This window comes from Streptomyces phaeochromogenes (genome assembly GCF_001418655.1).
GTDB lineage: Bacteria > Actinomycetota > Actinomycetes > Streptomycetales > Streptomycetaceae > Streptomyces > Streptomyces phaeochromogenes.
This window is the reverse complement of the sequence record NZ_LIQZ01000116.1, coordinates 1-25,572: the sequence shown is the minus strand read 5'-3', so window position 1 is coordinate 25,572 and position 25,572 is coordinate 1. Positions and strand designations below refer to the sequence as shown.

24 protein-coding genes are annotated in these 25,572 nt (G+C 69.0%); 13 read left to right on the top strand and 11 right to left on the bottom strand.

Annotated features, from left to right (window positions below; all coding sequences use genetic code 11):
- Positions 1–30 precede the first annotated feature (30 nt).
- Positions 31–771 carry a sigma-70 family RNA polymerase sigma factor family protein gene (locus AOK17_RS16500; protein ID WP_055613230.1) on the top strand — a complete coding sequence of 247 codons (741 nt, stop codon included), beginning with the start codon at positions 31–33 and terminating at the stop codon, positions 769–771.
- A 262-nt stretch (positions 772–1,033) separates the two neighbouring features.
- Entirely contained in the window at positions 1,034–1,486 is a 453-nt protein-coding gene (locus AOK17_RS16495; protein ID WP_055613229.1) for a hypothetical protein, read from the top strand.
- A 121-nt stretch (positions 1,487–1,607) separates the two neighbouring features.
- Here the strand turns inward: AOK17_RS16495 and AOK17_RS16490 are convergent, their stop codons facing one another.
- Positions 1,608–2,546, bottom strand: a complete 939-nt coding sequence (locus tag AOK17_RS16490; protein ID WP_079053057.1) for a helix-turn-helix transcriptional regulator — start codon at positions 2,544–2,546, stop codon at positions 1,608–1,610.
- Positions 2,547–2,745: 199 nt separating this feature from the next.
- Here AOK17_RS16490 and AOK17_RS16485 point away from each other — a divergent pair, with 199 nt between their 5' ends.
- Entirely contained in the window at positions 2,746–3,564 is an 819-nt protein-coding gene (locus AOK17_RS16485) for an SDR family NAD(P)-dependent oxidoreductase (protein ID WP_055613228.1), read from the top strand.
- A gap of 122 nt (positions 3,565–3,686) precedes the next feature.
- On the opposite strand, the gene AOK17_RS16480 is transcribed toward AOK17_RS16485, so the two are convergent.
- From AOK17_RS16480 to AOK17_RS16465, 4 genes are all read right to left on the bottom strand, one after another.
- On the bottom strand, positions 3,687–4,145 hold the full coding sequence (locus AOK17_RS16480; protein WP_055613227.1) for an SRPBCC family protein: 459 nt from the start codon (positions 4,143–4,145) through the stop codon (positions 3,687–3,689).
- A gap of 253 nt (positions 4,146–4,398) precedes the next feature.
- The gene (locus tag AOK17_RS16475) at positions 4,399–6,282 is read right to left on the bottom strand and encodes an ABC transporter ATP-binding protein (protein WP_055613226.1); all 1,884 of its coding nucleotides are present in this window, start codon (positions 6,280–6,282) and stop codon (positions 4,399–4,401) included.
- Between the two features lie 237 nt (positions 6,283–6,519).
- Complete coding sequence (locus AOK17_RS16470) at positions 6,520–7,653, bottom strand: ABC transporter substrate-binding protein (protein ID WP_055613225.1); 1,134 nt, start codon at positions 7,651–7,653, stop codon at positions 6,520–6,522.
- A 106-nt stretch (positions 7,654–7,759) separates the two neighbouring features.
- On the bottom strand, positions 7,760–8,350 hold the full coding sequence (locus AOK17_RS16465) for a helix-turn-helix domain-containing protein (RefSeq protein WP_206190772.1): 591 nt from the start codon (positions 8,348–8,350) through the stop codon (positions 7,760–7,762).
- A 134-nt stretch (positions 8,351–8,484) separates the two neighbouring features.
- On the opposite strand from AOK17_RS16465, the gene AOK17_RS16460 reads away from it, so the two are divergent.
- A complete protein-coding gene (locus tag AOK17_RS16460; RefSeq protein ID WP_055613224.1) occupies positions 8,485–9,192 on the top strand; it encodes a class I SAM-dependent methyltransferase in 708 nt (235 codons plus the stop codon).
- A 53-nt stretch (positions 9,193–9,245) separates the two neighbouring features.
- The gene (locus AOK17_RS16455; RefSeq protein WP_055613223.1) at positions 9,246–9,791 is read left to right on the top strand and encodes a DinB family protein; all 546 of its coding nucleotides are present in this window, start codon (positions 9,246–9,248) and stop codon (positions 9,789–9,791) included.
- 12 nt (positions 9,792–9,803) lie between these two features.
- Here the strand turns inward: AOK17_RS16455 and AOK17_RS16450 are convergent, their stop codons facing one another.
- On the bottom strand, positions 9,804–10,667 hold the full coding sequence (locus tag AOK17_RS16450; RefSeq protein WP_055613222.1) for a LysR family transcriptional regulator: 864 nt from the start codon (positions 10,665–10,667) through the stop codon (positions 9,804–9,806).
- Positions 10,668–10,783: 116 nt separating this feature from the next.
- Between AOK17_RS16450 and AOK17_RS16445 the strand changes: the two genes are divergently transcribed.
- Both AOK17_RS16445 and AOK17_RS16440 read left to right on the top strand, forming a co-directional pair.
- Complete coding sequence (locus AOK17_RS16445; protein ID WP_055613221.1) at positions 10,784–11,443, top strand: dihydrofolate reductase family protein; 660 nt, start codon at positions 10,784–10,786, stop codon at positions 11,441–11,443.
- 26 nt (positions 11,444–11,469) lie between these two features.
- Positions 11,470–12,060, top strand: coding sequence for a cysteine dioxygenase family protein (locus AOK17_RS16440; RefSeq protein ID WP_055613220.1), 591 nt, complete (start codon positions 11,470–11,472; stop codon positions 12,058–12,060).
- A 7-nt stretch (positions 12,061–12,067) separates the two neighbouring features.
- On the opposite strand, the gene AOK17_RS16435 is transcribed toward AOK17_RS16440, so the two are convergent.
- Both AOK17_RS16435 and AOK17_RS16430 read right to left on the bottom strand, forming a co-directional pair.
- Positions 12,068–12,379 carry a hypothetical protein gene (locus tag AOK17_RS16435; protein ID WP_055613219.1) on the bottom strand — a complete coding sequence of 104 codons (312 nt, stop codon included), beginning with the start codon at positions 12,377–12,379 and terminating at the stop codon, positions 12,068–12,070.
- Positions 12,376–12,561 carry a hypothetical protein gene (locus AOK17_RS16430; RefSeq protein WP_055613218.1) on the bottom strand — a complete coding sequence of 62 codons (186 nt, stop codon included), beginning with the start codon at positions 12,559–12,561 and terminating at the stop codon, positions 12,376–12,378. Before AOK17_RS16430 ends, AOK17_RS16435 begins: the two co-directional genes overlap by 4 nt.
- Before the next feature lie 178 nt (positions 12,562–12,739).
- On the opposite strand from AOK17_RS16430, the gene AOK17_RS16425 reads away from it, so the two are divergent.
- The 6 genes from AOK17_RS16425 (at position 12,740) to AOK17_RS16400 (ending at position 23,079) form a co-directional block, all read left to right on the top strand.
- Entirely contained in the window at positions 12,740–13,744 is a 1,005-nt protein-coding gene (locus tag AOK17_RS16425) for a LacI family DNA-binding transcriptional regulator (RefSeq protein WP_055613217.1), read from the top strand.
- 302 nt (positions 13,745–14,046) lie between these two features.
- A complete protein-coding gene (locus AOK17_RS16420) occupies positions 14,047–15,381 on the top strand; it encodes an ABC transporter substrate-binding protein (RefSeq protein WP_055613216.1) in 1,335 nt (444 codons plus the stop codon).
- A gap of 7 nt (positions 15,382–15,388) precedes the next feature.
- Positions 15,389–16,345 (top strand): carbohydrate ABC transporter permease, encoded by a 957-nt coding sequence (locus AOK17_RS16415; protein ID WP_055613215.1) that lies wholly within the window; start codon positions 15,389–15,391, stop codon positions 16,343–16,345.
- A 47-nt stretch (positions 16,346–16,392) separates the two neighbouring features.
- Positions 16,393–17,199 (top strand): carbohydrate ABC transporter permease, encoded by an 807-nt coding sequence (locus AOK17_RS16410; RefSeq protein ID WP_107102414.1) that lies wholly within the window; start codon positions 16,393–16,395, stop codon positions 17,197–17,199.
- Between the two features lie 59 nt (positions 17,200–17,258).
- Positions 17,259–20,000, top strand: a complete 2,742-nt coding sequence (locus tag AOK17_RS16405) for a glycoside hydrolase family 38 N-terminal domain-containing protein (RefSeq protein WP_055613213.1) — start codon at positions 17,259–17,261, stop codon at positions 19,998–20,000.
- 85 nt (positions 20,001–20,085) lie between these two features.
- The gene (locus AOK17_RS16400) at positions 20,086–23,079 is read left to right on the top strand and encodes a glycoside hydrolase family 2 TIM barrel-domain containing protein (RefSeq protein ID WP_055613212.1); all 2,994 of its coding nucleotides are present in this window, start codon (positions 20,086–20,088) and stop codon (positions 23,077–23,079) included.
- Between the two features lie 107 nt (positions 23,080–23,186).
- Here AOK17_RS16400 and AOK17_RS16395 read toward each other — a convergent pair whose 3' ends face one another.
- The 3 genes from AOK17_RS16395 to AOK17_RS16385 all read right to left on the bottom strand — a co-directional run.
- On the bottom strand, positions 23,187–24,020 hold the full coding sequence (locus tag AOK17_RS16395) for an alpha/beta fold hydrolase (protein WP_055613211.1): 834 nt from the start codon (positions 24,018–24,020) through the stop codon (positions 23,187–23,189).
- A gap of 83 nt (positions 24,021–24,103) precedes the next feature.
- On the bottom strand, positions 24,104–25,018 hold the full coding sequence (locus AOK17_RS16390) for a hypothetical protein (RefSeq protein WP_055613210.1): 915 nt from the start codon (positions 25,016–25,018) through the stop codon (positions 24,104–24,106).
- Positions 25,019–25,266: 248 nt separating this feature from the next.
- Positions 25,267–25,572: hypothetical protein (locus AOK17_RS16385; protein WP_055613209.1), on the bottom strand; the 306-nt coding region annotated here is incomplete at its 5' end.

The following is a 25,572-nucleotide window of genomic DNA, read 5'->3' as shown; positions in this document are numbered from 1 at the left end:
GTGCGGTGCCGTGCGAGTGGAGGACGCCGTATGAACGATGCAGGTGATCCGGTGTCGATCGCCGATCTGCTCGACGAACGACGGCATCTCCTGGACCTCGCGCACGGGATGCTCGGCAGCCGCTGTGAAGCGGAGGATGCCATCGCCGAGACCTACCGGCGATGGTACGAGCTGTCCAGCGCGGCGCGGGCGCGGATCACGACCCCTCGGGCCTGGCTCGAGGAGGTCGTGGGCAGCGTCTGCCGCCAGGCTCGGCCGAACGCGCTGGATTCGATGTCCACGGCCATGGACATCGAGGGACGGACAGAGCAGGAGCACGCCGAACCGGCCGACCGCGCGCTGCACAGTCTGCGGGCGATGCACTCGCGTCCCACCACTCCGCGGCAGCACGACGCCGTCGTCTGTACTGTCCGGCGGGCCTGCGCCACAGAGGACGCGCCTCTCCTGGCCTCTCTGCTGGCACCCGACGCCATGGCGTTCTACGACGGCGGCGGCAAGGTCCGCGCACCGACCGGGCCCGTCCACGGCAACCTGGAGGTCGCCCGCAGCCTGCTCACCCTGGTCGCCCCACACCCGCACATCACCTTGCACACCCACTCGGTCAACGGCCACACCGGAATCGTTGTGCGCTACGACCACCAGGTCGCCGCCGTCATCAGCCTCGACATCGCCGGTCACCAGGCCGTACAGATCTGGGCCACCCTCAACCCGGACAAGCTCCGCTCGTGGAACCTGTCACGGAACGGGGGCGGCCCCGGTCAAGGGAACTGAGTGACTCCGGTCTCCCGGAGGAACCGCCCATCGGCCCATAGACACGAGAACCGAACCCGAAGAGGGCGCATCGGCGGCGGGGCAATCGGACTGGCCCTGCTCCTCGTGCTGGAAGAGCTGAGTCCGACCGAGCGGGCAAACGTCCTGTGGGGCCTGATCCAGTACGGCCGACTCCACGAGCTCGCCCCACCGCGGCCCACCGGTTGAGTTCTGCATCGAAATCGAGGCGACGAGCCTTGTCCCCTCTCGGCAGACTGCGGTCATGTCCACCGACGTGAGCGGAATGATCGAGTGCAGACCCTGGGCCCGGATCTGGGGAGAGGACGACGAGAACGCGGTATGGCACGCCGCCATCGACCTCTTCCTCCTCAACACCGGCAATGCCTATGACGCCCTCGCCTGCCTCTTCGGCGTCCGCAACTCGTTCGGGTTCCGGCCGCTGACCGAGGACCGCGGTCTCCCGGATGACGCCTCGGACGGACTGCGGGACGCGTTCAACGCATCAGGGGGGACGCTGGACAGGCATGGCACGACGTGGATCAGCTCGGCCGAGTTGGCAACCGCCAACTGGGACGAGACCGATCGGTCCGGCATGCTCAGCCGAAGTATGGTCGCCGGGACGGGCACCCACTGGGCTCCGGTCTGGGACGTGATGCGGACGCTTGGCGAGCTGCATGGACCAGAGCACGTGCGACTCGTGGTCTGGTTCGACTGATCGCGGTGCTGGCTTCTGCCCTCGATACAACTTGACCTCTCCCGGGAAGCCCCGGCGCGCAGGCTCTCCGCCATCAGCTCACCCACAAGCACCTGGACCTCCTTGGCGACGGCTGACGGCGTCACCCGTACCCCGCGACCCTCGGTGTCTTCGAGGTGTCAGGGGGCGACCCGGCGGCGCGCGCGTGGTCGGCGGCCCGGGCATGGTCGGTGGCCCGGGCATGGTCGGTGGCCCACGCGGAGAGCACCGTCAGGGCCTCGTCCGATGGTGATCCGGGGTCGGCGAGGAAGGTGAAGAGGGTCTGGTCGGGGTCGCCGGGGAAGGTCAGTGCCTCGGTGCGGAGGGTGAGGCGGCCGGCGATCGGGTGGTGGAGGGTCTTGGTGCCGTGGCTGGGCTCGACGACCTTCTGTCCGGACCACCAGCGCAGGAAGCGGTCGCTCTTCATGGACAGCTCCCCCACGAGTTCGGCGGTGCGTGTGTCGTCGGGGTGGCGGGCGGCGTCCATCCGCAGTGTCCCGACGAACATGGAGGCGGCCTTCTCCCAGTCCTGTGCGAAGAGCGATCGCGCGGCCTCGTCGAGGATGACCCAGCGCACGGCGTTCCGGTCCCGGACCGGCATCGCGTCGAAGTCGGCGAGCAGGGCGCGGGCCATCCGGTTGCTCGCCAGGATGTCGGTCCGGCGCCCCAGGACGAAGGCCGGGGTGTCCCCGAGACGCGCGAGCAGCGCATGCACCCCGGGACGTACCTTCTGCACGGTACGAGGTGTGCGGCGCCGGCTCGTGGCGGGCCGGCGTGCCACCGCGTGCAGATAGCTGCGTTCCGCCGGATCGAGCTGCAGAGCGTCCGCGAGGGCGTCCAGGACGGCTTCCGAGGGTGTGATGGGCCTGCCCTGTTCCAGGCGCGTGTAGTAGTCCACGCTGACGCCGGCCAGCGCGGCCAGTTCCTCCCTGCGCAACCCGGGGACCCTGCGCGGGGCCGCGTCACGGATACCGAACTGCTGCGGGTCCAGTGCCGCGCGCCGGGCGCGCAGGAAATCGCCGAGTCCCTCGTTGCGCTCCATGACCCCATGGTCGCCGGTGCCGGCCCGCCGTGTCCCGGTGAAGGTGGCCCTGCGGATCCCAGGAAGCAGCGGGCCAATTCCATGGCCACCGCACGCCGGTGTCGGCGGTTGGCTGGAGAGCGGGACACCACCCAGGTGCTCCCGTCCCGTCCACCGGGCCGTACACCTGACGCACGGCCCACCGCAGAAAGGCTCCGCCATGTCTTCCACCTGGCTCATCACCGGCGCGACCTCCGGCTTCGGCCGTCTCGTCGCCGGACGCGCACTCGCCGGCGGCGCCCACGTGATCGCCGTCGGCCGGCGCCGCGACCGGCTCGCCGAACTCGCACCGCACGGGCAGGTCACCCCGGTCGCACTCGACCTCACCGCACCCGACGCACAGGATGTCCTGGCCGAGGCCGTGCGCTCCGCAGGGGGCTTGGACGTGCTGGTGAACAACGCCGGCTACGGACTGTTCGGTGCCGTCGAACAGATCGACGCGGACACGGCGCGCGCGGTCTTCGACACCAACGTGCTGGCCAACCTCACCGTCCTGCGCGCCACGCTTCCCGCCCTGCGGGCCGCCCGGGGCCGGATCCTGCAGACCTCCTCGCTCATCGGCCAGTTCGCGTGGCCCTCCTCGGGCCTGTACGCGGCGTCCAAGGGCGCCGTGGAACTGATCAGCGAGGCACTCGCCCACGAACTGGCCCCCACCGGTGTCAAGGTCACCATCATCGAACCGGGCACCTACGCCACCGAGTTCTCCACCAGCCTCCAGGTGATCGCCCCGAACGACGTCTACCTGCCGACCGTCGGACAGTTCCTCACCGACTTCGCAGCCCTGCCGCCCCAGGCGTTCGGAGATCCCGACACCGTCGCGGACACCATCATGGCGGTCGCGGAACTGGACGAGCCGCCCCTGCGCCTGGCCGTCGGCGCGGACGCCGTCGAACACATCCGGGCCTCGCTCCGCTCCCGTCTGGCCGAACTCGACCGCTGGGAGTCCTTCCCGCGCGTACCGGTGGGCGAACGGGCCTGACCCGGCCCACACCCTGGACGCACGAACCGGGCCCCGCTTCCTGCGGGCCCGGCGGCGTGCTGATGTGCGCGGTCGACGCCGGCTGAGGCCGAGCAGGACCGGACGGGGCCGTACACGCGGCGTCAGCGCGGGCTGATCGCCGCTTCGGCCGCGGCCTTGATCCGGGACCCGAAGCCGTCGGCGTCCTTGCGGGCGGCGGCGAGCGCCAGGCCGACGAGGAGCTTGCCCAGTCCGTGGCCCTCCAGGACGTTGAAGATACGGACCCGGGTCCTGCCGTCCGCCAGTGATTCCAGGTCGTAGCCGCCTTCGCGAGCCGTCACGCTGTTCTTCGTCACCTCGGCCCACCGGATCTTCACCGGGGCTTCGAGGGCGGTGATGCGGAACTCCCTGGCGCTCTTCATCCCGGCGTCCTTGACGGTGCTCCGGAAGACGGTGCCCTCGGCCGTGGGAGTGTCCGGGATCCGCTCGATCTTGAGCACCCGGGGGCTGAACTGCGGGTCGTTGCGTCCGTCGGCGAGGTAGGCGAACACCTCTTCGACGGGCCGATCGACCTCGACCGTCGCTTCGAACTGTCCTGACATCGGCACTCCTGATAGGTCGAGCCGCTCCGCGCCGACGCGCCCCCTTCGGCTGATGTCGGCCGCACCGCCATGCCGCGTGGGAACTGCCTCGCGTACACGCGAAGGAACGCGAGGGCCGCGCCGTACCGCCCGTCCTGTCGTGGCGGCACCGCGACCCTACGGGACCACTGGACATCTCGCGCGGTAAGCGACACAACCACGAGCAGGAGGGAGCGGGCCCCTCCGAGACCTGGAGGGGCAACCGGGCGATCCGTCAGCGGTCCTGCGAAAGGGCGAGGAGTTCGGCGAAGGTGCCGCCCGCGTGGACGAGGTCCTCGTACACCCCCTGTTCCGTGATGCGGCCCTGTTCCATGACCACGATGTGGTCGGCGGTCCTGGTGTTCTCGAGCCGATGCGTGACGACGATCGTGATGCGGTCGGGGGCGATGGTCCTGATCCTTTCGAAGATCCCGTGCTCACCCCTCGGGTCCATCTGGGAGGTCGGCTCGTCCAGGATCAGCAGCTGGGGGCGGCGGTACAGGGCCCTGGAGCAGGCCAGGCGCTGCCACTGGCCGCCGGACAGTTCGGCTCCGCCGAAGACCTCGCGGGCGAGGAGTGTGTCGAGAGCGGCCGGGAGGTCTTCGACCGCCTCGCGCATGCCGACCGCGTCGACCGCTTCCCACACCTGTGCGTCGTCCAGGCTGCGGGGCTGGCCCAGTGTCACGTTCTCCCTGACCCGCAGTGGCCACTGGGCGAAGATCTGCGGCACCAGCCCGATGCAGTTCCAGACGGTGGCCGGGTCGACCTGGGCGAGGTCCTGGCCGTTCCAGGTGACGTGTCCCTTGTCCGCCAGGTAGATACCGGTGATCAGACGTGTCAGCGTGCTCTTGCCGGAGCCGTTCACCCCGACGATGGCGAGGATCTCTCCCCGGCGCAGTGTCAGGGTGACATCGTCGACGGCCGGCTTGTCCTTCCCGGGATACGTGTACGTGACCTCGTCCAGCCGGATCTCGTCCACCGGCGCACCGACTGTCAGTTCACCGCGCTGGGGAGCCCGTTCGCCGGCGTCGTCGAGGAACGCCTGCATATCGCTCAGGTAGAGGCTCGTGTGGAAGACGGCAGCCCCGTTGATGACGACCTGGGACAGTGCGGCCAGGGTCGTCTGGACCGCGAGGACCGCCGTGGCCGCGATGGCGAGCTCGATCCGCCCGGTCACGGCCAGCCAGGCGAGGACCGCCCAGGTGGCGAGGAGAAGACCGCCGCCCGCGAGAGATGACAGGAGGGCGATTCGCAGCGTCCGGGGTGCGGCGGCCATGGTGCGTTTGTCGACTCGCTCGGACAGTGCCCGGTTCCAGTACAGGAGGTAGTCCGTCATGCCGTTCGCGCGGACCTCGTCACCGTACTTGGGCGTCGTGGACCACCACCGCATCATCCCGCGCACATTGCGGTCGGCGACGTTGGCGTAGTGGATCTCGTAGTCGACGCGGGCGGTGAGTACCGCTCCGACGCCGGCCGGGAGCACCGCCAGGAGGAGCAGGGGCAGCATCAACGGATTCAGCACGGACAGGACGCCACTGGCCGTGACCATCTTGACGAGTGCCGACATGAAGCGCTGTGCGTCCGTGACCATGACGTGCGTACGGATCACCCCCATCTCGGCGGCTTCCTGCCGGTCCGCGAATCCGTCGACCGCGTACGCCGCTGCCTCGACCCGGCAGACGGCCTCGACGAGGGCGGTGTCGGTCGCGGTCGTCAGCCTGGGGGTGATGCGCCGCTCGGCGTACGTGGCCACGGCCCCCGACCCGCGGGCCAGCGCACTCGCGCCCGCCACGACGAGGAGGGCCGGCAGGGCCGCGTACAGGCGGTCGGCGACAGCGGCGTCACCGAGGACGGGGCTCATTGCCCTGGCCGTCGCGGTCAGTTGCACGGCGGCGGCCAGACCGGTGATCAACTGGCAGGCCAGGAGCAGGAGTACGGCTCGGCGATCGATGGACCAGGACATCGTGGCGATGCGGCGCAGGACGGAGGGAAGCTGCGCGCAGAGCTTGCGGAAGGTCACTTCGCCGAGCGGGTTCACCGAGTACTGCCCCGAGTAGGTGATCTCGGCCGGCGGCGGTGGAGGTACGGAGTGCGCGTCGTTGGTAGCGGCTGAGGTCAACTGGACTTCTCCTGCACGGTCGTTGGGAACGAGGTGGCGCTACCGGGCTCAACGACGTCGACCACGAATCGAACACACGTGTTTTGGACGGAGCGGATTCCTTGCAGGGGCGCGAAGAGCCAACGTGCCGGATGCATCCACCCTTGACGCGCACGGGTCGCTCCGTGCGGCCCGTTGGCCGAAACGCCGGTGCGGATACGGGTGTTGCGGGTGAGGCAGTCCGAACTCCGGGCGCTCTCAGCCGGCGTGCAGGATCCGGAAGCGGCCGGGGTCCGCCGGATCTCGGTCGACAACCTGGATCGGCGTCCCGGCCCATTGCCACACGCTGATGCCCGGCATGCGGGAGAACCGGATCTGCCCGCGGGTGCCTTCGACTGCGACGCGCGGCCAGGAGTCGGCGGTGCGCGCCGCCCGGTCCACGCCGTTGGTACGCAGCACATCGGCGAGTACGGCGATCGTGTCGTAGCCCTCGAAGGCGACGAAGGAGGGCGCTTCGGCCAGCTGCTCGCGGAGAGCCGTCCCGACTCGTACGCCGAGTGGGGTGAGGCGCTCGGGCAGGTAGCGCAGGAACGGGACCGCGGCGCTGTCGTCACCCAGCAACGTCGCCCATTCGGTGAACTCCGGCTGCCCGGCCGGAGCACCGATCATGATCTCGGCGAGCCGCTGGTCGTGGCGGACGGACTTGACGATCGACACCGCCGGTTCCGGGTGGCCGACCAGGAGAAGGAGGGCAGTCGCACGATTGTCGACGAGTTCGTCGCACACGGCCGTGGCGTCGGAGATGGCCGTGGCGTCGAACGCGCTCATGTCGAGTTCGGTGACGGTCGCGCCTCGTGGAGCGAGGTGGTCGCGCAGAATGCGGGTCCCAGCTGCCCAGTAGACACTCGGCTGGGCTGCTACGGCGATCCGGCTGTGGCCCGCGGCGAGGAGGAAGTCCGCGTAGACCTGCCAGCCACGGGACTGCGGCGGCGAGAGGCGCGCGACCCATTGCGTCGGCTGTTCGGTGAGCGCGTCGAGAACCGCTGACGAGCAGAGGAACGGCAGGCCGAGGGCGTCAGCCCTGGTGGCAGCGGCACGGGCGACGACGCTGTGGTACTCCCCCGCCAGGGCAGCCACACCCAGGCCGGCCAGTTCCTCCACGGCCGCCGCGGCCCTCTGCGGATCGGCCGCGGTGTCTCGGACCACCAGCTCAAGTGGTCTTCCGGCGATCCCACCGGCGGTATTGACCTCGCGAACGGCCAACTCGATTCCGGCGAGCAGGTGTTGGCCCGCCCCGACCCAGCCGGGCCGGGTCAGCGGAACGAGAGCGCCGATCCGTACGGACGATCCGTCGGTCCGCTCCGCTCCCGGTTGCGATGGTGGTGTGGTCATGTGTGGGCGTCTCCCCGCGTGGCGATTGGCCATCCTCCCTCGACCGGCATCCTGCCCTCCAGCTCCATGCCGAACGAGCGGCGGAAGGGGCGGAAGGCCGAGACGGTCAGTGCCTGGACGGTGCCAGATGTGCGCGCTCTCCCTGCGGGCCGAACAGGGCGAGCAGTTCCGCGGGCCGACTGTCGGCGCTGCCGATCCAGTGCGGTGTGCGGGTGTCGAACTCCGCGGCCTCACCGACGCCGAGCCTGAACTCCTGCTCGCCGAGCGCGAACCTGACCTGTCCGTTGAGGACGTAGAACCACTCATATCCCTCGTGGGTCTGCAGGTTCATCGTGGGTGCCTGACCGGCGGGCGGATAGATCACCTTGTAGGCCTGGATGCCGCCCGCCCGTCTGGTCAGTGGCACCATCACCAGCCCGGATCGCCGCACCGGTCGCAGGTGGACGCGCGGGTCGCCGGTGGGCGGCGCCGCGACGAGGTCGTCGAGCGGGACGCCATGCGCCCGGGCCAAGGGAAGCAACTGCTCCAGCGTGGGGCGGAGTTTGCCGTTCTCAAGGCGGGAGAGGGTGCTCGCCGTGAGGCCGGTTTCGGTTGCCAGCGCCGCCAGCGTGGCGCTCCGCGCCTGGCGCAGGGCACGCAGTCGTGGCCCGACTCCGGCCAGAACGTCTCCTGCGGGGTTGCCCATGTTGTCGTCCATGAGCCCGATGATGCGGATCCGCAATTTTTCTTGCAAGGGCGAAACGGCGATGGCGATGCTGTCCGTACATCACCGGCGTCGAATGTGCGTAGCGGATCACGCTCGGCGCCTCGGCCGACGAAGGGGCACCCCAGATGGATTCCACCCGACACCGACGGCCCACCGCCGACGCCGCGGGAGCGGGCGCGAGCGACCAGGGCGCGGGCCGCCAAGGCGCCGCGGACAACGACGCCGAGCGGTTCTGGGAGCAGCACTACCGCACCCCGCGCGCCTGGGACGCACGGGTCAACCCGCTCCTCGCCGAGACCGCCACACCGCTGCGTCCCGGCGCGGCCCTGGATCTGGGCTGCGGCGCCGGCGGCGACGCCATCTGGCTCGCCCGGCGCGGCTGGCACGTCACCGCCGTGGACATCTCCACCACAGCCGTCGAACGGGTGCGGGAACGTGCCCGCGACCTCGGCGTCGCGGACCGGGTCGTCACCGCACAGCACGACCTGGGCAGAAGCTTCCCGGCCGGCCGGTTCGATCTCGTCTCCGCCCAGTACTTCCACACCCCGCTCCCGTTGCACCGGACCCGGGTTCTGAGCACCGCCGCACGGGCTCTGCGACCCGGCGGTCTCCTGCTGGTCGTCGACCACGGTTCCACCGCGCCCTGGTCATGGAATCAGGACCCCGACATCCACTTCCCCACACCCGCCGAGACCGCCGCCGAACTCGAACTCGACCCCGCGCACTGGTCCGTCCTGCGCGCCGACATGCCTCGCCGCCGGGCCACCGGACCCGCTGGTGAGACGGCCGCCGTCATCGACAACGTCCTGCTCGTCCGGTTCATCGGCGGATGACCGCCGGCTGAACGCCCGAACCACACGGCATCACGTCGGAACGGAGTGACTCGATGTCAGGAAATGACGCGCAGCGATCCCACGCCCAACCCCGACTCCAATCCCAACCCCGTTCCCAATCCCGGGCGAAGGACACAGGACCTCCGCTCACCGGCGCCGACGAGAAGGCCACCCTGCGGGGCTTCCTCGACTATCTGCGGAACGCGGTCGCGGACAAGGTCGAGGGCGTGCCGGAACCCCAGGTCCGAACGGGCGGAGTGCCCTCGGGCACCAACCTCCTGGGGCTGGTCAAGCACCTGGCGTTCGTCGAACGGTTCTACTTCCTCGGTGAGGATGTCGGCAACTGGCGTACGACCATGCGGCCGTCCGCGGCGGACACCGTGGGCGGTGTGCTCGCCGACTACCGGAAGACCGTCGAGCGGGCGAACCAGGTCATCGACGCCTGCCCGGACCTGACTCTTCCCGCCCCGCGGCCCCCGCGCCGAGGGCAGGCGCCATCGATGCGATGGGTCCTGGTGCACATGATTGAAGAGACCGGCCGGCACGCCGGCCACGCCGACCTCCTCCGCGAGCAGATCGACGGATCGACCGGCCGCTGACCGGCCGGCCACCTACCGGGCGGAGTCCTGGATCGCCTGGATCAGTGCCTTGGTGGCCGGTGGGTCGGGTGGATCGCCGTAGGTGACGGTGTAGATCCGGCGGGGGAAGTCGGGGATCTCGGTGGTGTGGACGTCGGGCAGGCGGTGGGCGCGGAGTGCGAGTCCGGGCAGGGTGGTGACTCCGATACCGGCGGCGACGAGGGCCTGCACGACGACCATGTCGTCGCAGACGGACTCGATGAGTGGGGCGAAACCATATTGCCGGCAGACTGCGGTCAGCTCGCCCTGGCACCGTTCGCAACCGCCGATCCAGGCTGAGTTGCGATGGTTCGCGATGCTGTCGTCGGGGGTCCGGCTCACCAGGTAGATCGGGTCGTCGGCCACATGGACCATGCGGAACCCCTCGTCCTCCAGCGGAGCGTGCGCGTACCGGAAGACGAGTGCGACGTCGATCTCGCCGTGTCTCAGCATCTGCAGCGCTTCGACCGGATGACGGTCGATCACGCTCAGCGTGAGGCCCGGGTGTGCCTCGGTCAGCATGGTGGCCGCCTTCGGCACGATCGTGCTCAGTACGGACGCGTTGGCGGCCAGGCGCACCCGCCCCGACGCCAGACCGACCTGCGCGGCCAGCTCGTTCGTCGCCGCGTCGACCCGTCCCACGATCTCGGTGGCCCGGTTGGCCAGCAGCTCGCCCTCAGGGGTCAGCCGGATCCCGCGGCCCACCCGCTGGACGAGCTTGACGCCGGTGGCGGCTTCCAGGCGGGACAGGTGATGACTCACCGACGGCTGCGAGTAGTGCAGCTCCCTCGCCGCTTCGGTCACGGACCCGTGCCGCGCCACCGCGGCCAGCACCTTGAGATGGACCAGGTTCAGCACTTATCAAAGATATCAATGTGTTCTTCGATGTACTGGCATTAGACGTCATCTGTGCATCGGTCCATGCTCGTTGGTGAGGGCGCCGATGGCGGTGCCGAGCCGACTGAGGAGGCACGATGAGCAAGCTCAGGTGTCACATCTCCATCTCGCTCGACGGTTACGTCGCCGGCCCGAACCAGAGCGAGGAGAACCCGCTCGGCGAGGGTGGCGAGGGGCTCCACGACTGGGTGGTTCCGCTGGCCGCCTTCCGCCAGGCCCACGACGGGGAGGACGGCGAGGTGAACGCGAGCACGCCGGTGTTCGAGGAGGCGATCGCGAACATCGGCGCCGCCGTGATGGGCAGGAACATGTTCGGCCCCATCGGCGGCGGCGCCTGGGGCGACGAGCAGTGGACCGGCTGGTGGGGTGACAACCCGCCCTACCACTACCCCGTGTTCGTCGTGACCCATCACCCGCGCAAGCCGGTGGAGATGGACGGAGGGACCACGTTCCACTTCGTCACCGACGGCATCGAGTCCGCGCTCGACCAGGCGAAGAAGGCCGCCGACGGCAAGGACGTCATGCTGTGGGGCGGCGGCCAGGTCGCGCAGCAGTACCTGGCGGCGGGGCTGCTGGACGAGCTCGAACTGCACGTCGTTCCGGTGTTGCTCGGTGGCGGCTCCCGTCTCCTCGACAGCCTCGGGGACGCGGATGTGCGCCTTGAGCAGGTCCGGGCCGTCGAGGCACCCGGCGTCACCCACCTCAAGTACCGGATCCTGCCCGGCACTTCTTCATGAGAAGGCACTCTGCAGAGGAGAGCACCATGCAGCTCGATCGCCTGAAGGCCTTCATCGACGACGTGGGGCTCGTGGTGCGCAGCACCGACGACGAGCACGAGATCACGGCGCGGGTCGCCGAGCGGCTGTCCGCTCTGCTGGCCGCCGGTTACCGGCTTCCGCCGGAGGCCACGCGGTCCTCGCCCGAGCGTCACCTGACGTATCCGCTCTACATCGCTCCGGACGACAGCTGGTCGCTGGCGTCCGTGGTCTGGGACATGGGCCAGCAGACCAAGGTGCATTCGCACGAGACATGGGGCGTCGCCGGGATCTACGCGGGCGTCGAACACGAGGTCCGATACCTCAAGCCGACAGCGGTCACCGCGAGCGCACCCCTGACGCCTGCCGGCGAAACTCGGTGGTCGCCGGGGCAGGTGACCGTCTGCTGCACCACCGACGACGATGTCCACGCCGTCACAGCCGTCGGCAGCGAACCGACCGTCGGGATCCACGTCTACGGCGGCAACATCGGCACGATCAGGCGGCGTTCGTACGACCCCGCCACCGGTGAAACCGAGTGGTTCGTCTCCGGCTGGGACAGTGCTGAGGACGTCTCCCGAGCGAGGGCATCGAGCTGAAACCGGGCTAGAGGTCGAGCACCGCCCGGAGCGCGTCGTCGACCAGGGCCTGCTGCTCGGGGCCGATGTTGCCGAGGCAGGTGCCCGTCTCGAAGCGGGCCGCGGAGAGCTGGAGCAGGTTGACGGCCACGACCGAGGCGTCGACCGGAGTCTTCAGGTGCACGCTCATCGCCGTGTCGGGATGAACCGCGGGGGCGTGCAGCACCAGGGCGACCACGGCCCCGTACCGGTCGGCGAGCCCGTCGAGGCTGGCGATCACCACGGTCCGGTTGCCCTTGCCGGTGTCGACGTCCCACACGTCGCCCTTGCGGACCGTCACAGAGCGTCGCCCTCGCCATCGAGATCGAGGCGCTCCAGGGAGGCGAGCCGACCGGCGGCATCGAGGGTCATCTGACGGCGCACGGCCTTGACGATGTACTCGTTCAGCGAAGCAGCGCCGGCTGCCGCATCGCGCAACGGCTTGTCCATGGAGTCCGGAATCCGAACAGTGATGGCAGTCATGCCACCAAATCTAGTGCCAGGACTGCCATCACCGCACCCCTCCTCCCGATGCCGGTCCTCGAAAGACCTGACCGGTGTCGGCCGGTTCGCCCAAGGCCTGGCGTCGTACCGAAGTCCCGTACGTGCATACTCAGGCTTTGCGCGCGCACCGGCGTTCGCGAGAAGCAGGAGGTGGGCGATGGTGTCGGCATCGGGGGCGGAGTCCCGGAAGGTCACGATCAACGACGTCGCCAGGTCCGCGGGGGTGTCCAGGCAGACCGTTTCGCGGGCACTCAACGACAAGGACGAGATCGACAGCGACACCAAACAGCGCGTGCTGGACGCCGCTCGCGCGCTCGGTTACCGGCCGAGCCGGTTCGCCCGAGGCCTGGTCCGCCAGGACACGATGACCATCGGGCTGGTCATCCCCGACCTGCTCAACCCGTACTTCACCGAGGTCGCGGCATCCGCCCTGGAGGCCGCCAGGACCCATGGCTGGCATGTCGTCGTGTACGACACCGCCGACCGGGCGGAAGAGGAGCTCGGCACGCTCCAGGTGATCAGTTCGCAGGTCGACGCGGTCATCGGCTACTTCAGCTGCTCCGACAGCGAACTGGAGGCGTTCACCCGTGGCATGCCGGTGGTGCTCATCGGCCGTGAGGGCAGGTCCACGCGGTTCAGCTCGATCCGGATCGACGGTCGGGAGGGGGTCCACGCGGCGGTCGCGCACCTGGTCGCGAAGGGGCACACGCGGATCGGCATGGTCGACCACCAGGCCCGGGCCGAGCCGAGCATCCGGCACACGTGGTTCACGGCTGCCGCGGCGGCGCACGGGATCGACGGCGGCATGGTGGTCGGTGCGGACCAGACGGCCGACGGCGGCGGCGCGGCGCTCAGGGAGCTGCTCACCGCTCATCCCGAGGTGACCGCGGTCTTCACGTTCAACGACATCATCGCGATCGGCGCTCTGCGCGAAGCCCGTCGGCTGGGCAGGAGCGTGCCGCAGGATCTGGCGGTCATCGGCTTCGACGGTCTGCAGCTCGGAGCACTCATGGAGCCCCCGCTCACCAGCGTCGCCCTCGACACTCGGCAGCTCGGGGTGCTCGCGATCGAGCAGGTCGCACGGCTGCTGTCGGACCCGCGCACGCTCGCGGTCGAGGACCTGGTCGTCCATGCCGAGCTGCGGCTGAGCGGGTCCGCGTAACCCGCCGGAAACGCATCCGCCTCGAATGTCTTGACATTGAACGGCGCCGAAGCGCAGACTTCCGAGCACTCCGCATTGCACCTCGCGGCGTATCTCTGAGGACCCCCGTGAGCGCTCCCGTGAGCGTTCACGGGACCGCTCACAAGTATCCATAACCAATGTTTTCCCCCACCTCGCCACGGCGCTCGGCGCCTGAACCGACACCGTCGCGTCCTGTCCCTTCCACCCAGAGGGCGTTCCGCCCGAGGGATCAGCATCGAGCCGCCTAGCACCGTCGCTAGCCGTTGTCTGGAACGGAAAATATGAGCAACACAGTCACGCGCATCCGCCTCGCCGTCGTCGCCGCGGCAGCCGGCGTCCTCGTACTCGCCGGATGTTCGTCGTCCGACTCGTCGGACAAGTCGTCCGGAGCATCCTGTGAGCCCTCGAAGGGCAAGGTCACCCTCCAGTACTGGAACACCGTCAACGGCATGGACAAGGTCGTCGACCTGTGGAACAAGGACCATCCCGACATCCAGGTCGAGTCGAAGAACATCTCCAACGACCAGTACGGCGCGATCGGCAACGCCCTGAAGGCCGGTAAGGCCCCGGACCTCGCCCAGGTCGGCTACGACCAGCTGCCCACCCTGCGCTCCCAGGACGCCTTCGTGGACGCCTCGGCCTGCAAGACGGCCGCCGGCACCGAGTCGAAGTTCGTTCCGTGGACCTGGTCGCAGGCCGGCTTCGGCGGCGAGGGGGTGTACGCCCTTCCGCAGGACACGGGCCCGATGGCCATGTACGTACGCACCGACATCTTCAAGAAGTACGACGTCCCGATTCCGAAGACCTGGGACGAGTACACCACCGCCGCGGAGAAGCTGCACAAGGCGAACCCGAAGCTCACCATGACGTTCTTCGACCCGAACAACGCCGAATGGTTCAACGGGCTCCTCTGGCAGAACAACGCGAACATGTACAGCTACTCCGACGACAAGTGGCACGTCACCGTGGAGTCGGACAAGAGCAAGCAGGTCGCCGAGTACTGGCAGAAGCTGATCGACGACAAGCTCGTGCGCACCGACCTCGCCAACGGGTCGACGCAGATGTTCGCCGCCTACCAGAACGACCAGATGGCCACCCAGCTCGGGGCGGCCTGGGGCTACACGGGCATCCGTGACAACCTGCCCGGCCAGGCCGGCAAGTGGTCGATCGTCCCGATGCCGACCTGGGGTGCGGACGGCAACTCCGGTGACTGGGGCGGCTCGACCGTCGCGTTCATGAAGGGCGGCAAGCACCTCTACGAGGCGGCCGAGTTCAACACGTGGCTCAACACCGACCCCGAGGCGCTCGCGCTGGCGAACGAGGTCGGCGGCCTGTACCCGGCGTCCACCGACGGGCTGAAGCTCCCGGCGCTGACCAAGGGTGTGCCGTACTACAACAACGAGAAGATCTTCGACGTCTTCGCCGAGTCGTCCAAGAAGATCGACACCGACTTCAGCTGGGGCCCCACCCAGAAGACGGTGAACCTGGCACTGCAGGACGCGATGGCCAAGGCGGTGGCCGGTGACGGCAAGCTGACCGGCGCGCTAGCGGCAGCCCAGGCCTCCGCGCTGAAGTCGATGGACGACCTGGCGATCCCGGCCACGGCGGGCAAGTGACCGCGGAATGACCGACATCGCCACCCGCCCAACCGACGCGGTGTCACCACCGCCCCGGGGCCGCCGCCGTCCGCGTCTGGACGGCGGCGGCCCCCGGGCCGGCACCATCGTCGCGTTCCTGACGCCCTTCTTCCTGCCGTTCGTCCTCTTCTACCTGGTGCCCGTCGGCTACGCGCTCTGGCAGAGCTTCCGCGTGGTACGCCGCTCCGGCGGGCAGTACGGCACCTCGTACACGACGTTCGGCGGATTCGAGCAGTACGTCGAGGTGTTCCAGAACGACGAGTTCTGGGCCAGCATCGGCCGTATCGGCCTGTTCGGCATCGTGCAGGTGCCCGTGATGCTGTTCACCGCGCTGGTCATGGCACTGCTCCTCGACACTCACCTGCTGAAGCTCAAGGGGTTCTTCCGTACCGCCGCGTTCATGCCGTACGCGGTGCCCGGCGTCATCGCCGCGATCATGTGGTCGTATCTCTACTCGCCGCAACTGAGCCCGGTCGTCGACCTGTTGAACGGCATCGGTCTGAAGCCGGACTTCCTCGGCCCGGGTGCCGTGCTGTGGTCGGCGGCGAACGTCTCGACCTGGCTGTGGACCGGCTACAACATGCTGATCATGTTCTCGGCGCTGCAGTCCATCCCGCAGGAACTCTACGAGGCCGCGAGGATCGACGGGGCGAGCAACTGGGCCATCGCCTGGCGCATCAAGGTCCCGATCATCGCCCCGTCCATCGTGATGACGACGGTGTTCTCGATCATCGGCACACTCCAGCTCTACTCCGAGCCGGCGGTGCTGCGCCAGATCTCCTCGAACATCTCCAGCACGTTCACCCCGAACATGCTGGCGTACACCGTGGCCGTCGGGAACAACTATCAGCAGGCCGCCGCCATTTCGGTGGTCATCGCCGTCATCACGTTCGTCTTGAGCTTCGGGTTCATGCGACTGACCTCCAAGAGGGCGGGACTGTGAGCAATCGACCCCCTTCGCAGGAAAGCCGCGTGAGTCGTACGGCCGTCATGGCCCTGATGCTCGTGCTGGCGATCTACTTCATGCTGCCGCTGTACTTCCTGATCGTCGCGGCGACCAAACCGCAGGGCGATCTCGCCTCCACCAGCGGCCTGACGTTCTCGAACTTCCAGCTGTTCGACAACCTGCACACCCTGTTCACCTTCAACGACGGCATCTTCGCCCGATGGATCCTCAACACGGTCGTCTACGCCGTACTGGGCGCGGCCGTGGGCACCCTGATCTCGGCGCTGTGCGGCTACGCGCTCGCCAAGTTCCGCTTCCGCGGCCGGGAGTTCCTGTTCTCGGTGATTCTCGGCGGCGTGCTGGTCCCCAGCACCGCGCTGGCGCTGCCGCTGTTCCTGCTGTTCTCCGAGGTCGGGCTCGTCAACACCTACTTCGCGGTCTTCCTGCCCAGCATCGTCAGCCCGTTCGGTGTCTATCTCGCGAGGATCTTCGCTAACGCCGCCGTGCCGCAGGAACTCATCGAGTCCGCGCGCCTCGACGGTGCCGGCGAGTTCCGCACGTTCTTCTCGGTGTCGTTCAAGCTGATGTCTCCGGCGCTGGTGACCATCTTCCTGTTCCAGTTCGTCGGCATCTGGAACAACTTCTTCCTCCCGATGGTGATGCTCCAGAAGGAGGAGCTCTTCCCGATCACGCTCGGCCTCTTCACCTGGAACGGGCAGACCGCCCGCACCCCGCTCCTCCAGGAGTCTGTGATCATGGGCTCGCTGGTGTCGATCGTGCCCGTGATCATCCTGTTCATCGTCCTCCAGCGGTTCTGGCGCACCGGGCTCGCTGCCGGCTCCCTCAAGTGACCGCCCACGCCCGCCGTTCGTCTCCGTACACCCCGCCCGCACAGAAGGTTCCTCCCGCCATGCGCAACTCCGCCGTCTTCGTGCCCCATTTCCACTGGGACCGGGAGTGGTACGAGCCGTTCCAGGTGTTCCGGCACCGGCTGGTCACCGCCCTCGACACCGTGCTGGAGACGGCCGAGGCGAACCCGGACTTCCGGTTCACCGTCGACGGGCAGATGGCCGCGATCGAGGACTACCTGGAGATGCGGCCGGAGAACCGCGACCGGCTCGTGGCCCTGGTCACCGAGGGACGGCTCGCCATCGGGCCCTGGCTCATCCTGCTCGACGAGTTCCTCTGCTCCGGCGAGACCATCGTGCGCAACCTCCAGATGGGATGGGCGGCAGCGGAGCGCCTCGGCGGCGCAATGACCATCGGCTATCTGCCGGACATGTTCGGCCACGTCGCGCAGATGCCACAGATCCTGGCGCGCGCCGGCATCGAGCACGCGGCACTGTGGCGCGGTGTGCCGGGCTCCGTCGACGGTCACGCCTTCCGCTGGCGTGCGCCCGACGGCTCCGAGGTGCGCACCGAGTTCCTCTTCGACGGCTACGACAACGGGCTCGACGTCCTGCTGGTGCCCGATCAGATCGGCCGCGCGCTGGGCGAGTACGCCGAGATGACGGCCGAGCGGTGGGGCGGCGATCCGGTACTGGCGATGGCCGGCACCGATCACAACGCGCCCGACCCGCACCTCGCGGCCTGGCTGCGGCAGGCGTCCGGCGAAGGACGGGCCATCACCATCGCGACCCTCGACGAGTACCTGCGCAAGCATGTGCGCGACGAGGTGTCCGCCACCGTCACCGGTGAGCTGCGCAGCCATGTGCGCGGCAACATCCTCCCGGGCGTGCTCTCCGTACGGCTCGGGCTCAAGCAGCGGATGGCGCTCGCCGAGCGCACGGTCGACCACGCCGAGCGCATGAACGCCCTGTGGTCCCGGCGCGACGACTCCCCGTTCCTCTCCCTCGCCTGGCACAAGATCATCGAGTCGACCGCGCACGACTCGGTCGTCGGCTCCGGCACCGACGAGACCTGCGACCAGGTCGCCGCGCGTCTGGCGGAGGCCGCGCAGACCGCGCGCGCCGTGCGGGACGCGGCACTCGCCGAACCGGCGGCCCTGGTGCCGAGCGACGGCCACCTGGTCGCCAACCCGCTGCCGTTCGGGCGTACGGCGCTGGTCGAGGTGGATGTCGCGGCCCCGCCCGCGGGAACGGGGCTGACCGCGATCGCCACCGACGGCTCGGCGCACCCCGTACAGCTGATCGCGGAGGCGCCGACGGTCCTCAGCGACGAGCGCATGGACGCCTCTCAACTCGAACGCGTGCTGCGCCGTATCCACCGCCGTGAACTGTTCGGCCGACTCATCGACCGCTACGAACTCACCCCCGGCCAGCTCGTCTTCCACCTCGCCGAGGTCCCCACCAGCGGGCCCTTCGACCTGCTGATCCTGCGCCAGGAGGTCGCCGCCGCAGCCGCCGAGTATCCCGGTGAGTGGCGGGTGCTGACGGTGGAAGAAGCCCGGGCCACCGCGCTCGTACCCGTCCAGGTCCCCGCCTCGGGGCTGACCGCCTTCCGGGTCGAGCCGCGCGAGGACACCGCTCCCTCGCCGGCCTCGTACGAGCCCGCGACGGCGACGGCGACGGCGACGGACCGCACGCTCTCCAACGGCCTGGTCGAGGTCACGGTCGCCGCCGACGGCACGCTGGACATCACCGGCTCCGACGGGACCGTACTGAACGGCGTCGGTCGGCTCGTCGACGGTGGTGACCGCGGCGACAGTTACAACTACGCTCCCCCGGCGCACGACATCCTCGTCGCGGACCCGACGGAGATCACCGTCGACCTTCTCGAGGACGGCCCGCTGCGGTCTCGGCTGTGTGTCACCCGCGTCTACGCGTGGCCCGCCGCGCTCTCCTCCGACCGCGATCTGCGCGACGAACGGATCGTGCCCACACCGGTGGAGACGCTCGTGGAAGTACGTACCGGTGAACCGTTCGTACGGGTCTCGACCTCGTTCCTCAACCAGTCCGCGGACCACCGGCTGCGCTTCCACGTGCCGCTGCCCGAGCCGGTGGCCACGTCCTCGTCCGCCGGACAGTTCGCCGTCACCGAGCGCGGTCTCACCGCCGAGGGCGGCTGGGGCGAGTACCCGCTGCCGACCTTCCCGGCCAGTACGTTCGTGTCGGCAGGCGCCGCCACTGTCCTGCTCGACCACTCCAGCGAGTACGAACTCGTGGGCGACGGCACCGAACTCGCCGTCACCCTGCTGCGCGCGATCGGCTCGATCAGCGTCAACATCCACCCTCTCCGCGACGAACCCGCGGCGAGCGAGATCCCCGCGCCGGGTGCGCAGGACCTCGGCATGCGCATCGAGAACCGCTTCGCCGTCGTCCCCTCGGCGACCGGCTGGCGCGGGGCGAACGCGGTGGCCCTCGCCGAGGAGTTCCGCAACGACGTGCTCGTCGCGCGTGGCACAGCGCCCGCCGGGTGCCAACTGCCGCCCGACACGGCCGGGTTGCACGTCGAGGGCCAGGACGTCCTCGTGTCCGGCATCCGCCGCGTCACCGACGACGAGTTCCGGGCCGGGATCGAAGTGCGGCTGGCCGCGATGAACGACAGCGCGTCCACCGTCCGTGTGACGGGCACGTTCTCCGAGGCCACCACCGTCGACCTGCTCGGACGGCCCATCTCCCGCACTCAGGCACCGGACGGCCTCGAACTGGCCCTAGGTCCATGGGAGATCCGCACGGTCGTACTCCGGTAGAGCCCCGTCGTATCTGCGTCGCACGTGACACCCAGTCCTACGTAACGCCTAGCCGTACGTGACACATAGAAAGAGTTGTGACCTCTTGCCCAGCCAGCTCTCCCCCCATGTTTCGGACATCGCACCAGGCCGTGGCGCACTGCGCCCGGCGCGTTCGTGGCTGCACTCCGACGCGCCCTCGCGTTCACTGAACGGGTCCTGGCGGTTCCGGTTGTCCCCCACGGCATCGGTGACGGAGGACTTCGCGGCCGACGGCTTCGTCGACGACGGCTGGGACAGCATTCCGGTGCCCTCCCACTGGGTGCTGGAGGGTGACGGAGCCTACGGCCGGCCGATCTACACGAACATCCAGTTCCCCTTCCCGATCGACCCGCCCCACGTCCCGGACGAGAACCCGACCGGCGACTACCGCCGCCGCTTCGACGTCCCCGCCGACTGGTCGGACGCCGAACGCGTGGTGCTGCGCTTCGACGGCGTCGAGTCGCTGTTCCGGGTGTGGGTCAACGGCGTCGAGATCGGCAGTGCGAGCGGCAGCCGGCTCGCCCACGAATTCGACGTGACCTCCGCGGTGCGCACGGGCGACAACGTCATCGCCGTACGGGTCCATCAGTGGTCGGCGGCCAGCTACGTCGAGGACCAGGACCAGTGGTGGCTGCCTGGCATCTTCCGCGACGTCACCCTGATCGCCCGGCCCGCCGGAGGCATCGAGGACGTCTGGCTGCGGACCGGCTTCGACCACGAGCGCGGAAGCGGACGCGGAAACGGACGCGTCGAAGCGGAGATCATCGCCGACACGGCCGCGTTCCCGGTCACCCTGCGCATCCCCGAACTCGGCGTCGAACACGTCTGGGACACGCCTGCCGACGTCGCCCCCCTCGACGTCACCGGCGTGGAGCCCTGGTCGGCCGAGCGGCCTCGCCTGTACGACGCCACCGTGTCCACGGCCGCGGAGAGCATCGCGCTTCGGGTGGGTTTCCGTACGGTCGAGATCCGCGGCGACCGGTTCCTGGTCAACGGCAGCCGCGTCGTCTTCCACGGGGTGAACCGTCATGAGACGCATCCCGAGCGTGGCCGCGTCTTCGACGAGGAGCACGCCCGCGAGGACCTTGCCCGCATGAAGCGGTTCAACGTCAACGCCATCCGCACCAGCCACTATCCACCGCATCCCCGGCTGCTCGATCTGGCCGACGAACTAGGCTTCTGGGTGGTCCTCGAATGCGATCTGGAGACGCACGGCTTCGACAAGGTCGGCTGGGTCGGCAATCCGAGTGACGACCCTGCGTGGCGCGAGGCGTATCTGGACCGCATACGGCGCACCGTCGAACGGGACAAGAACCATCCCAGCATCGTGATCTGGTCGCTCGGCAACGAATCGGGTACCGGCGGCAACCTGGCCGCCATGTCGGCGTGGGTCCACGCCCGCGACACCGGACGCCCTGTTCACTACGAAGGCGACTACACCGGCGAGTACACCGACATCTACTCGCGCATGTACGCGTCGGTGCCGGAGACCGAGCAGATCGGAGCCGACGGCACACGCTCGGCGCTGCTGAACTGCACTCCCGCGCAGAGCGCCCGGCAGCGCACCAAGCCGTTCCTGCTGTGCGAGTACGCGCACGCGATGGGCAACGGGCCGGGCGCGTTCGACCAGTACGAGGCACTCGTGCGGCAGTACCCGCGGCTGCACGGCGGCTTCGTGTGGGAGTGGCGCGATCACGGCATCCTCGCCACGGCCCCGGACGGGACGCCGTACTACGCCTACGGCGGCGACTTCGGAGAGGTCGTGCACGACGGCAACTTCGTGATGGACGGCATGCTGTTGAGCAATGACGTCCCCACCCCCAGCCTTCACGAGTACAAGGCGGTCGTGCAGCCGGTCGAGTTCGTCTTCGACGGCGGGAAGGTCGCGATCACGAACCTGCGGCATTCGGCCGACACGTCGGACCTGCTCTTCCGTTGGCGCGTCGAGCACGACGGACTCCCTGTCGCCTCGGGGGACTTGGAGATCCCCGTCGTCGCCGCGGGCGAGTCGCAGCGGGCGTCACTACCCCCGATCGGCATCGCCCCCGACGCCGAGACATGGCTCACGATCGACGCGGTGCTGGCAGCGCCAACTCCTTGGGCACCGGAGGGACATGTGATCGCGACGGCCCAACTGGACTGCTCGACACGGCGTCCCGTGCCCGCGATCCGGCCACAGGCCGATTGGCGACCGGGCGACGGAACGCTGTCGCTGGGAGTCGCCGAGTTCGCCGGCGGATCCCTCATCCGCCTCGCCGGCCGTCCCGTGACCGGGCCACGGCTGGAACTGTTCCGCGCGCCGACCGACAACGACGAAAGCCCGGCCGACAGGATCGAGGACAGCGACAACAGCATCGACGGGGTGTCCAGCGCCGATCTGTGGCGTCGTGACGGCCTCGACCGGCTCACCACACGGCGCGTATCCGTGGAGCACACCGCGGATGCCCTGCGCACCCTCGACAAGGTCTCGGCGGCGGACTCCGCGCTGAGCGTGATGGTGGAGTCCGTCTGGTCGCTCGAAGACGACGAGCTGGAACTGCGCGTGGAGATCGAGCCCTCCCGTGGCTGGCAGACAGTGTGGCCCCGGATCGGGGTCCGCTTCGAACTGCCCGACGGCGCGACTCCCGTCGACGGGGCTCAGTGGTTCGGCCTGGGCCCGCTGGAGACCTACCCCGACAGTCTCCGCGCGGCCCGCACGGGTCTCTTCTCCGCCACGGTCCACGACCTCTCGGTCGACTACGCACGCCCCCAGGAGACCGGCCACCGCTCGGAACTGCGCCGACTTGCACTGACGAGCGGCTCCACGGAGGTGCTGCGCATCGAGGCCCTGCCCGACACCCGGGGGCGTCGCCCCGGCTTCACCCTCAGCCGCCACACCCCCCAGCGGATCGCCCGGGCCGGACACCCCTTCGAACTCGGCGACTCGACGACGAGTCACCTGATCGTCGACGCGGCTCAGCACGGTCTCGGTTCACGGACGTGCGGACCTGATGTCTGGCCGGAGTTCGCGCTTCGGCCCGAGTCGCGCACGATCAGGCTGCGTATCTCGGCGGGATAGGGATGGGAGATCGGTGCCTGCGGCGGGCGGGTCGTGCGGGTCGTGCAGGCCTGCGATCCGCAGGCACCGACGACCGAAGGCACCGACCACCGCGGGCACCGGCGTGTTCAGGTGCGGGCGAGGAAGCCGAGGAGCGCCTCAGTGGCTTCCTTCGGATGGGTCAGCAGACCTGCGTGAGCGGCCCCGGGAATCGCGACGAACTCCCCCCGGGCAAGCGCCTCGACTGCGGCCTTTCCGGACCGCGCCGGGAAGTACAGGTCGTGCTCGAACGCCGCGACCAGCACCGGCTGACGGATGTCCGCGAGAGCGGACATCCGGTGCCCGTCCCGCGCCCACCGGTCACAGGCCGAGAACTGCCCGGCCGCTCCCTCCTGGGAGGCCCACAGCGACTCCTGGGCGTCGAGCAACTCCAGCCAGGTGCGCACCTGTTCATCGTCGTCGCGCAGTACCTCCGGCGGCAGTGAGGTCAGCAGGGTCTGCAGTTTCGTGAACGCGGGAGGCACGTGACCGGTGGCCGAGACCAGTGCGGTCCCCGTCTGAAGGACAGCGTCCAGCACTGCCGACATCGGCCCGGCGCCCGCCAGGAGCACCGCCGCGCGCACCAGATCCGGGCGGGTACGGGCCAGGAGTTCGGTGGTGAAGCTGCCGAGCGAGTAGCCGATGACCGTGACATCGGTCAGTTGCAGTACGTCCAGCAGGCCCGCGAGGTCTGCGGCAAGGGCCTCGACCGTGTACGGGGCGGGCGGCGCGTCGGAAGGTGCCACACCACGCGCGGCATAGGTCACCACCTCGAAGCCTGCGTCGACCAACGCGCCACGCAGACCGCACAGTTCCCATGCGACCGGCGGCATGCCGGTACCCCCTACCAGGGCCACCGGCCGCCCTGCCCCACAACGCTCGTACGCGATCCGCACCCCGCCACCGACCGACACCGACTCCATGATCGCCCCTCCCGTCGACTATCTGACTGGACGTCAGATAGCCATCGTGCCACGGGGCCGGCGCCGAAGCAGTGGTCACCGAATCAGATGTCGATCGGGGTCAGCCCGGGGTAGATGTCGTGCCAGCGGTAGCGACGGCAGTGGAAGTGGAAGTACGCGAAGGCGGTCATGTACCGGTCGAGGTACGGGCGTTGCTCGTCGGTGGCGAGGTCCAGGACGCGGCGGTAGGCGGCCAGGCCACTGTCGAGGCTTCGGCGGTAGGCCGCGAGATAGGGGATGTTCTCGCTCACCGAGCGACGGTAGATCCGGCTGGCGAGGAAGTCCTCGCCGTGCACCGCTTCCTTGTAGAAGGACAGGACGTCGTTGACGTCGTTCAGGAACGCGACGCAGGAGCTCAGCGCCGCCGACCAGAACGCCCGATGGTGCTGGGCGCTCAAGCAGGGGTCGGTGAACTGAAGTGCCGTGAACCAGAACTGGGAGAAGCCGTTGAAGACGCGGACGAAGTCACTGTCGACCTCGTCGGACGCCTCCGGCGTGAACTCCGCCTCCATGAGGACGCCTGTGATCGCGTTGTAGAAGAAGGTCTTGAAGACGGCGAGGAACGTCGGATCGCAGAAGGGCGCGACCTCGTTGAACATGTGCCGGATGTAGCGGTTGTTCGGCGTTGACGCGCCTTGCTCGGGCAGTGCGCCGGCCCGCAGGATGGCTTCGGCCTCCGCGGGGTCGTGGCAGCACACGTCGTCCGCGTTGGTGGTGAACACCCAGATGCGATCGAGTGCGAGGGCGAGCGTGCCATCGACGATGGGCACCATGAGGGCGCGCATCAGCGTGATGTTGTAGGTGGTGGCGGCGGGGACGGTGACGCCGAACAGCGCGAACTCGGCGGTGAGCACATCGGCGTGGGCACGGGCCTGCACGAGGTCGACGGGCGGATCGAAGGCTTCAGTGAGGGCGATCATCTCGTCGACAAGACCCGAGTCCACGACACTGGCGACCATGGTGCGATGACGGGGATCCGGGACAGCCTCAAGGCCGCTCCGCGCGGTGCATTGGAGCGTGTCCACGCCAGGCGGTCGGGGGTGCCTGATCATTCGGCCGCCTGTCGAGTCCACACCGCGTCCTTCCGTACGTCGATTCCGGTCAGAGGCACGCACCTCACCCCGAGGCTGCCCCGGCAAGAACCGCCGTACGGTCGAAGCTCGTGAACATCACCCGACCGTGGATCGGGTCGCCACCTAAACCTGGGCTAGGCGCAGCCCGGCGGCTCGTCCTCGGTCGGTACGAACTGCATCGTGGGCATCCCGGCGGCGTCGAAGTTGGCGGTGTCCGGGCCGATCAGAGTCATGTAACCGGCGAGCCTCTGGGTGTACTGCGAGGGCGGCTCGCCCTTGACCTGCTCGGGCCCGGGGAACACGGAGTCGAGGACCCACCAACGGCCGCCGAAGTGCACCCACTTGATCCCGCAGTGCGTATAGATGTCGTACGGATACGGCTTGTGCTGCTTGGGCTCGGCCGGCCCCTCCTGCCACTTGTCCTTGACGACGGTGCGGGC

What these genes read in the sequence shown, in the direction of transcription:
- AOK17_RS16470 (WP_055613225.1), bottom strand. Translation starts at nt 7,653, where the DNA reads ATGACCACACCACCATCGCAACCGGGAGCGGAGCGGACCGACGGATCG.
- AOK17_RS16425 (WP_055613217.1), top strand. Translation starts at nt 12,740, where the DNA reads ATGGTGTCGGCATCGGGGGCGGAGTCCCGGAAGGTCACGATCAACGAC.
- AOK17_RS16420 (WP_055613216.1), top strand. Translation starts at nt 14,047, where the DNA reads ATGAGCAACACAGTCACGCGCATCCGCCTCGCCGTCGTCGCCGCGGCA.
- AOK17_RS16445 (WP_055613221.1), top strand. Translation starts at nt 10,784, where the DNA reads ATGAGCAAGCTCAGGTGTCACATCTCCATCTCGCTCGACGGTTACGTC.
- AOK17_RS16430 (WP_055613218.1), bottom strand. Translation starts at nt 12,561, where the DNA reads ATGACTGCCATCACTGTTCGGATTCCGGACTCCATGGACAAGCCGTTG.
- AOK17_RS16395 (WP_055613211.1), bottom strand. Translation starts at nt 24,020, where the DNA reads ATGGAGTCGGTGTCGGTCGGTGGCGGGGTGCGGATCGCGTACGAGCGT.
- AOK17_RS16500 (WP_055613230.1), top strand. Translation starts at nt 31, where the DNA reads ATGAACGATGCAGGTGATCCGGTGTCGATCGCCGATCTGCTCGACGAA.
- AOK17_RS16410 (WP_107102414.1), top strand. Translation starts at nt 16,393, where the DNA reads ATGGCCCTGATGCTCGTGCTGGCGATCTACTTCATGCTGCCGCTGTAC.
- AOK17_RS16465 (WP_206190772.1), bottom strand. Translation starts at nt 8,350, where the DNA reads ATGGACGACAACATGGGCAACCCCGCAGGAGACGTTCTGGCCGGAGTC.
- AOK17_RS16460 (WP_055613224.1), top strand. Translation starts at nt 8,485, where the DNA reads ATGGATTCCACCCGACACCGACGGCCCACCGCCGACGCCGCGGGAGCG.
- AOK17_RS16415 (WP_055613215.1), top strand. Translation starts at nt 15,389, where the DNA reads ATGACCGACATCGCCACCCGCCCAACCGACGCGGTGTCACCACCGCCC.
- AOK17_RS16440 (WP_055613220.1), top strand. Translation starts at nt 11,470, where the DNA reads ATGCAGCTCGATCGCCTGAAGGCCTTCATCGACGACGTGGGGCTCGTG.
- AOK17_RS16455 (WP_055613223.1), top strand. Translation starts at nt 9,246, where the DNA reads ATGTCAGGAAATGACGCGCAGCGATCCCACGCCCAACCCCGACTCCAA.
- AOK17_RS16480 (WP_055613227.1), bottom strand. Translation starts at nt 4,145, where the DNA reads ATGTCAGGACAGTTCGAAGCGACGGTCGAGGTCGATCGGCCCGTCGAA.
- AOK17_RS16485 (WP_055613228.1), top strand. Translation starts at nt 2,746, where the DNA reads ATGTCTTCCACCTGGCTCATCACCGGCGCGACCTCCGGCTTCGGCCGT.
- AOK17_RS16495 (WP_055613229.1), top strand. Translation starts at nt 1,034, where the DNA reads ATGTCCACCGACGTGAGCGGAATGATCGAGTGCAGACCCTGGGCCCGG.
- AOK17_RS16390 (WP_055613210.1), bottom strand. Translation starts at nt 25,018, where the DNA reads ATGGTCGCCAGTGTCGTGGACTCGGGTCTTGTCGACGAGATGATCGCC.
- AOK17_RS16490 (WP_079053057.1), bottom strand. Translation starts at nt 2,546, where the DNA reads ATGGAGCGCAACGAGGGACTCGGCGATTTCCTGCGCGCCCGGCGCGCG.
- AOK17_RS16405 (WP_055613213.1), top strand. Translation starts at nt 17,259, where the DNA reads ATGCGCAACTCCGCCGTCTTCGTGCCCCATTTCCACTGGGACCGGGAG.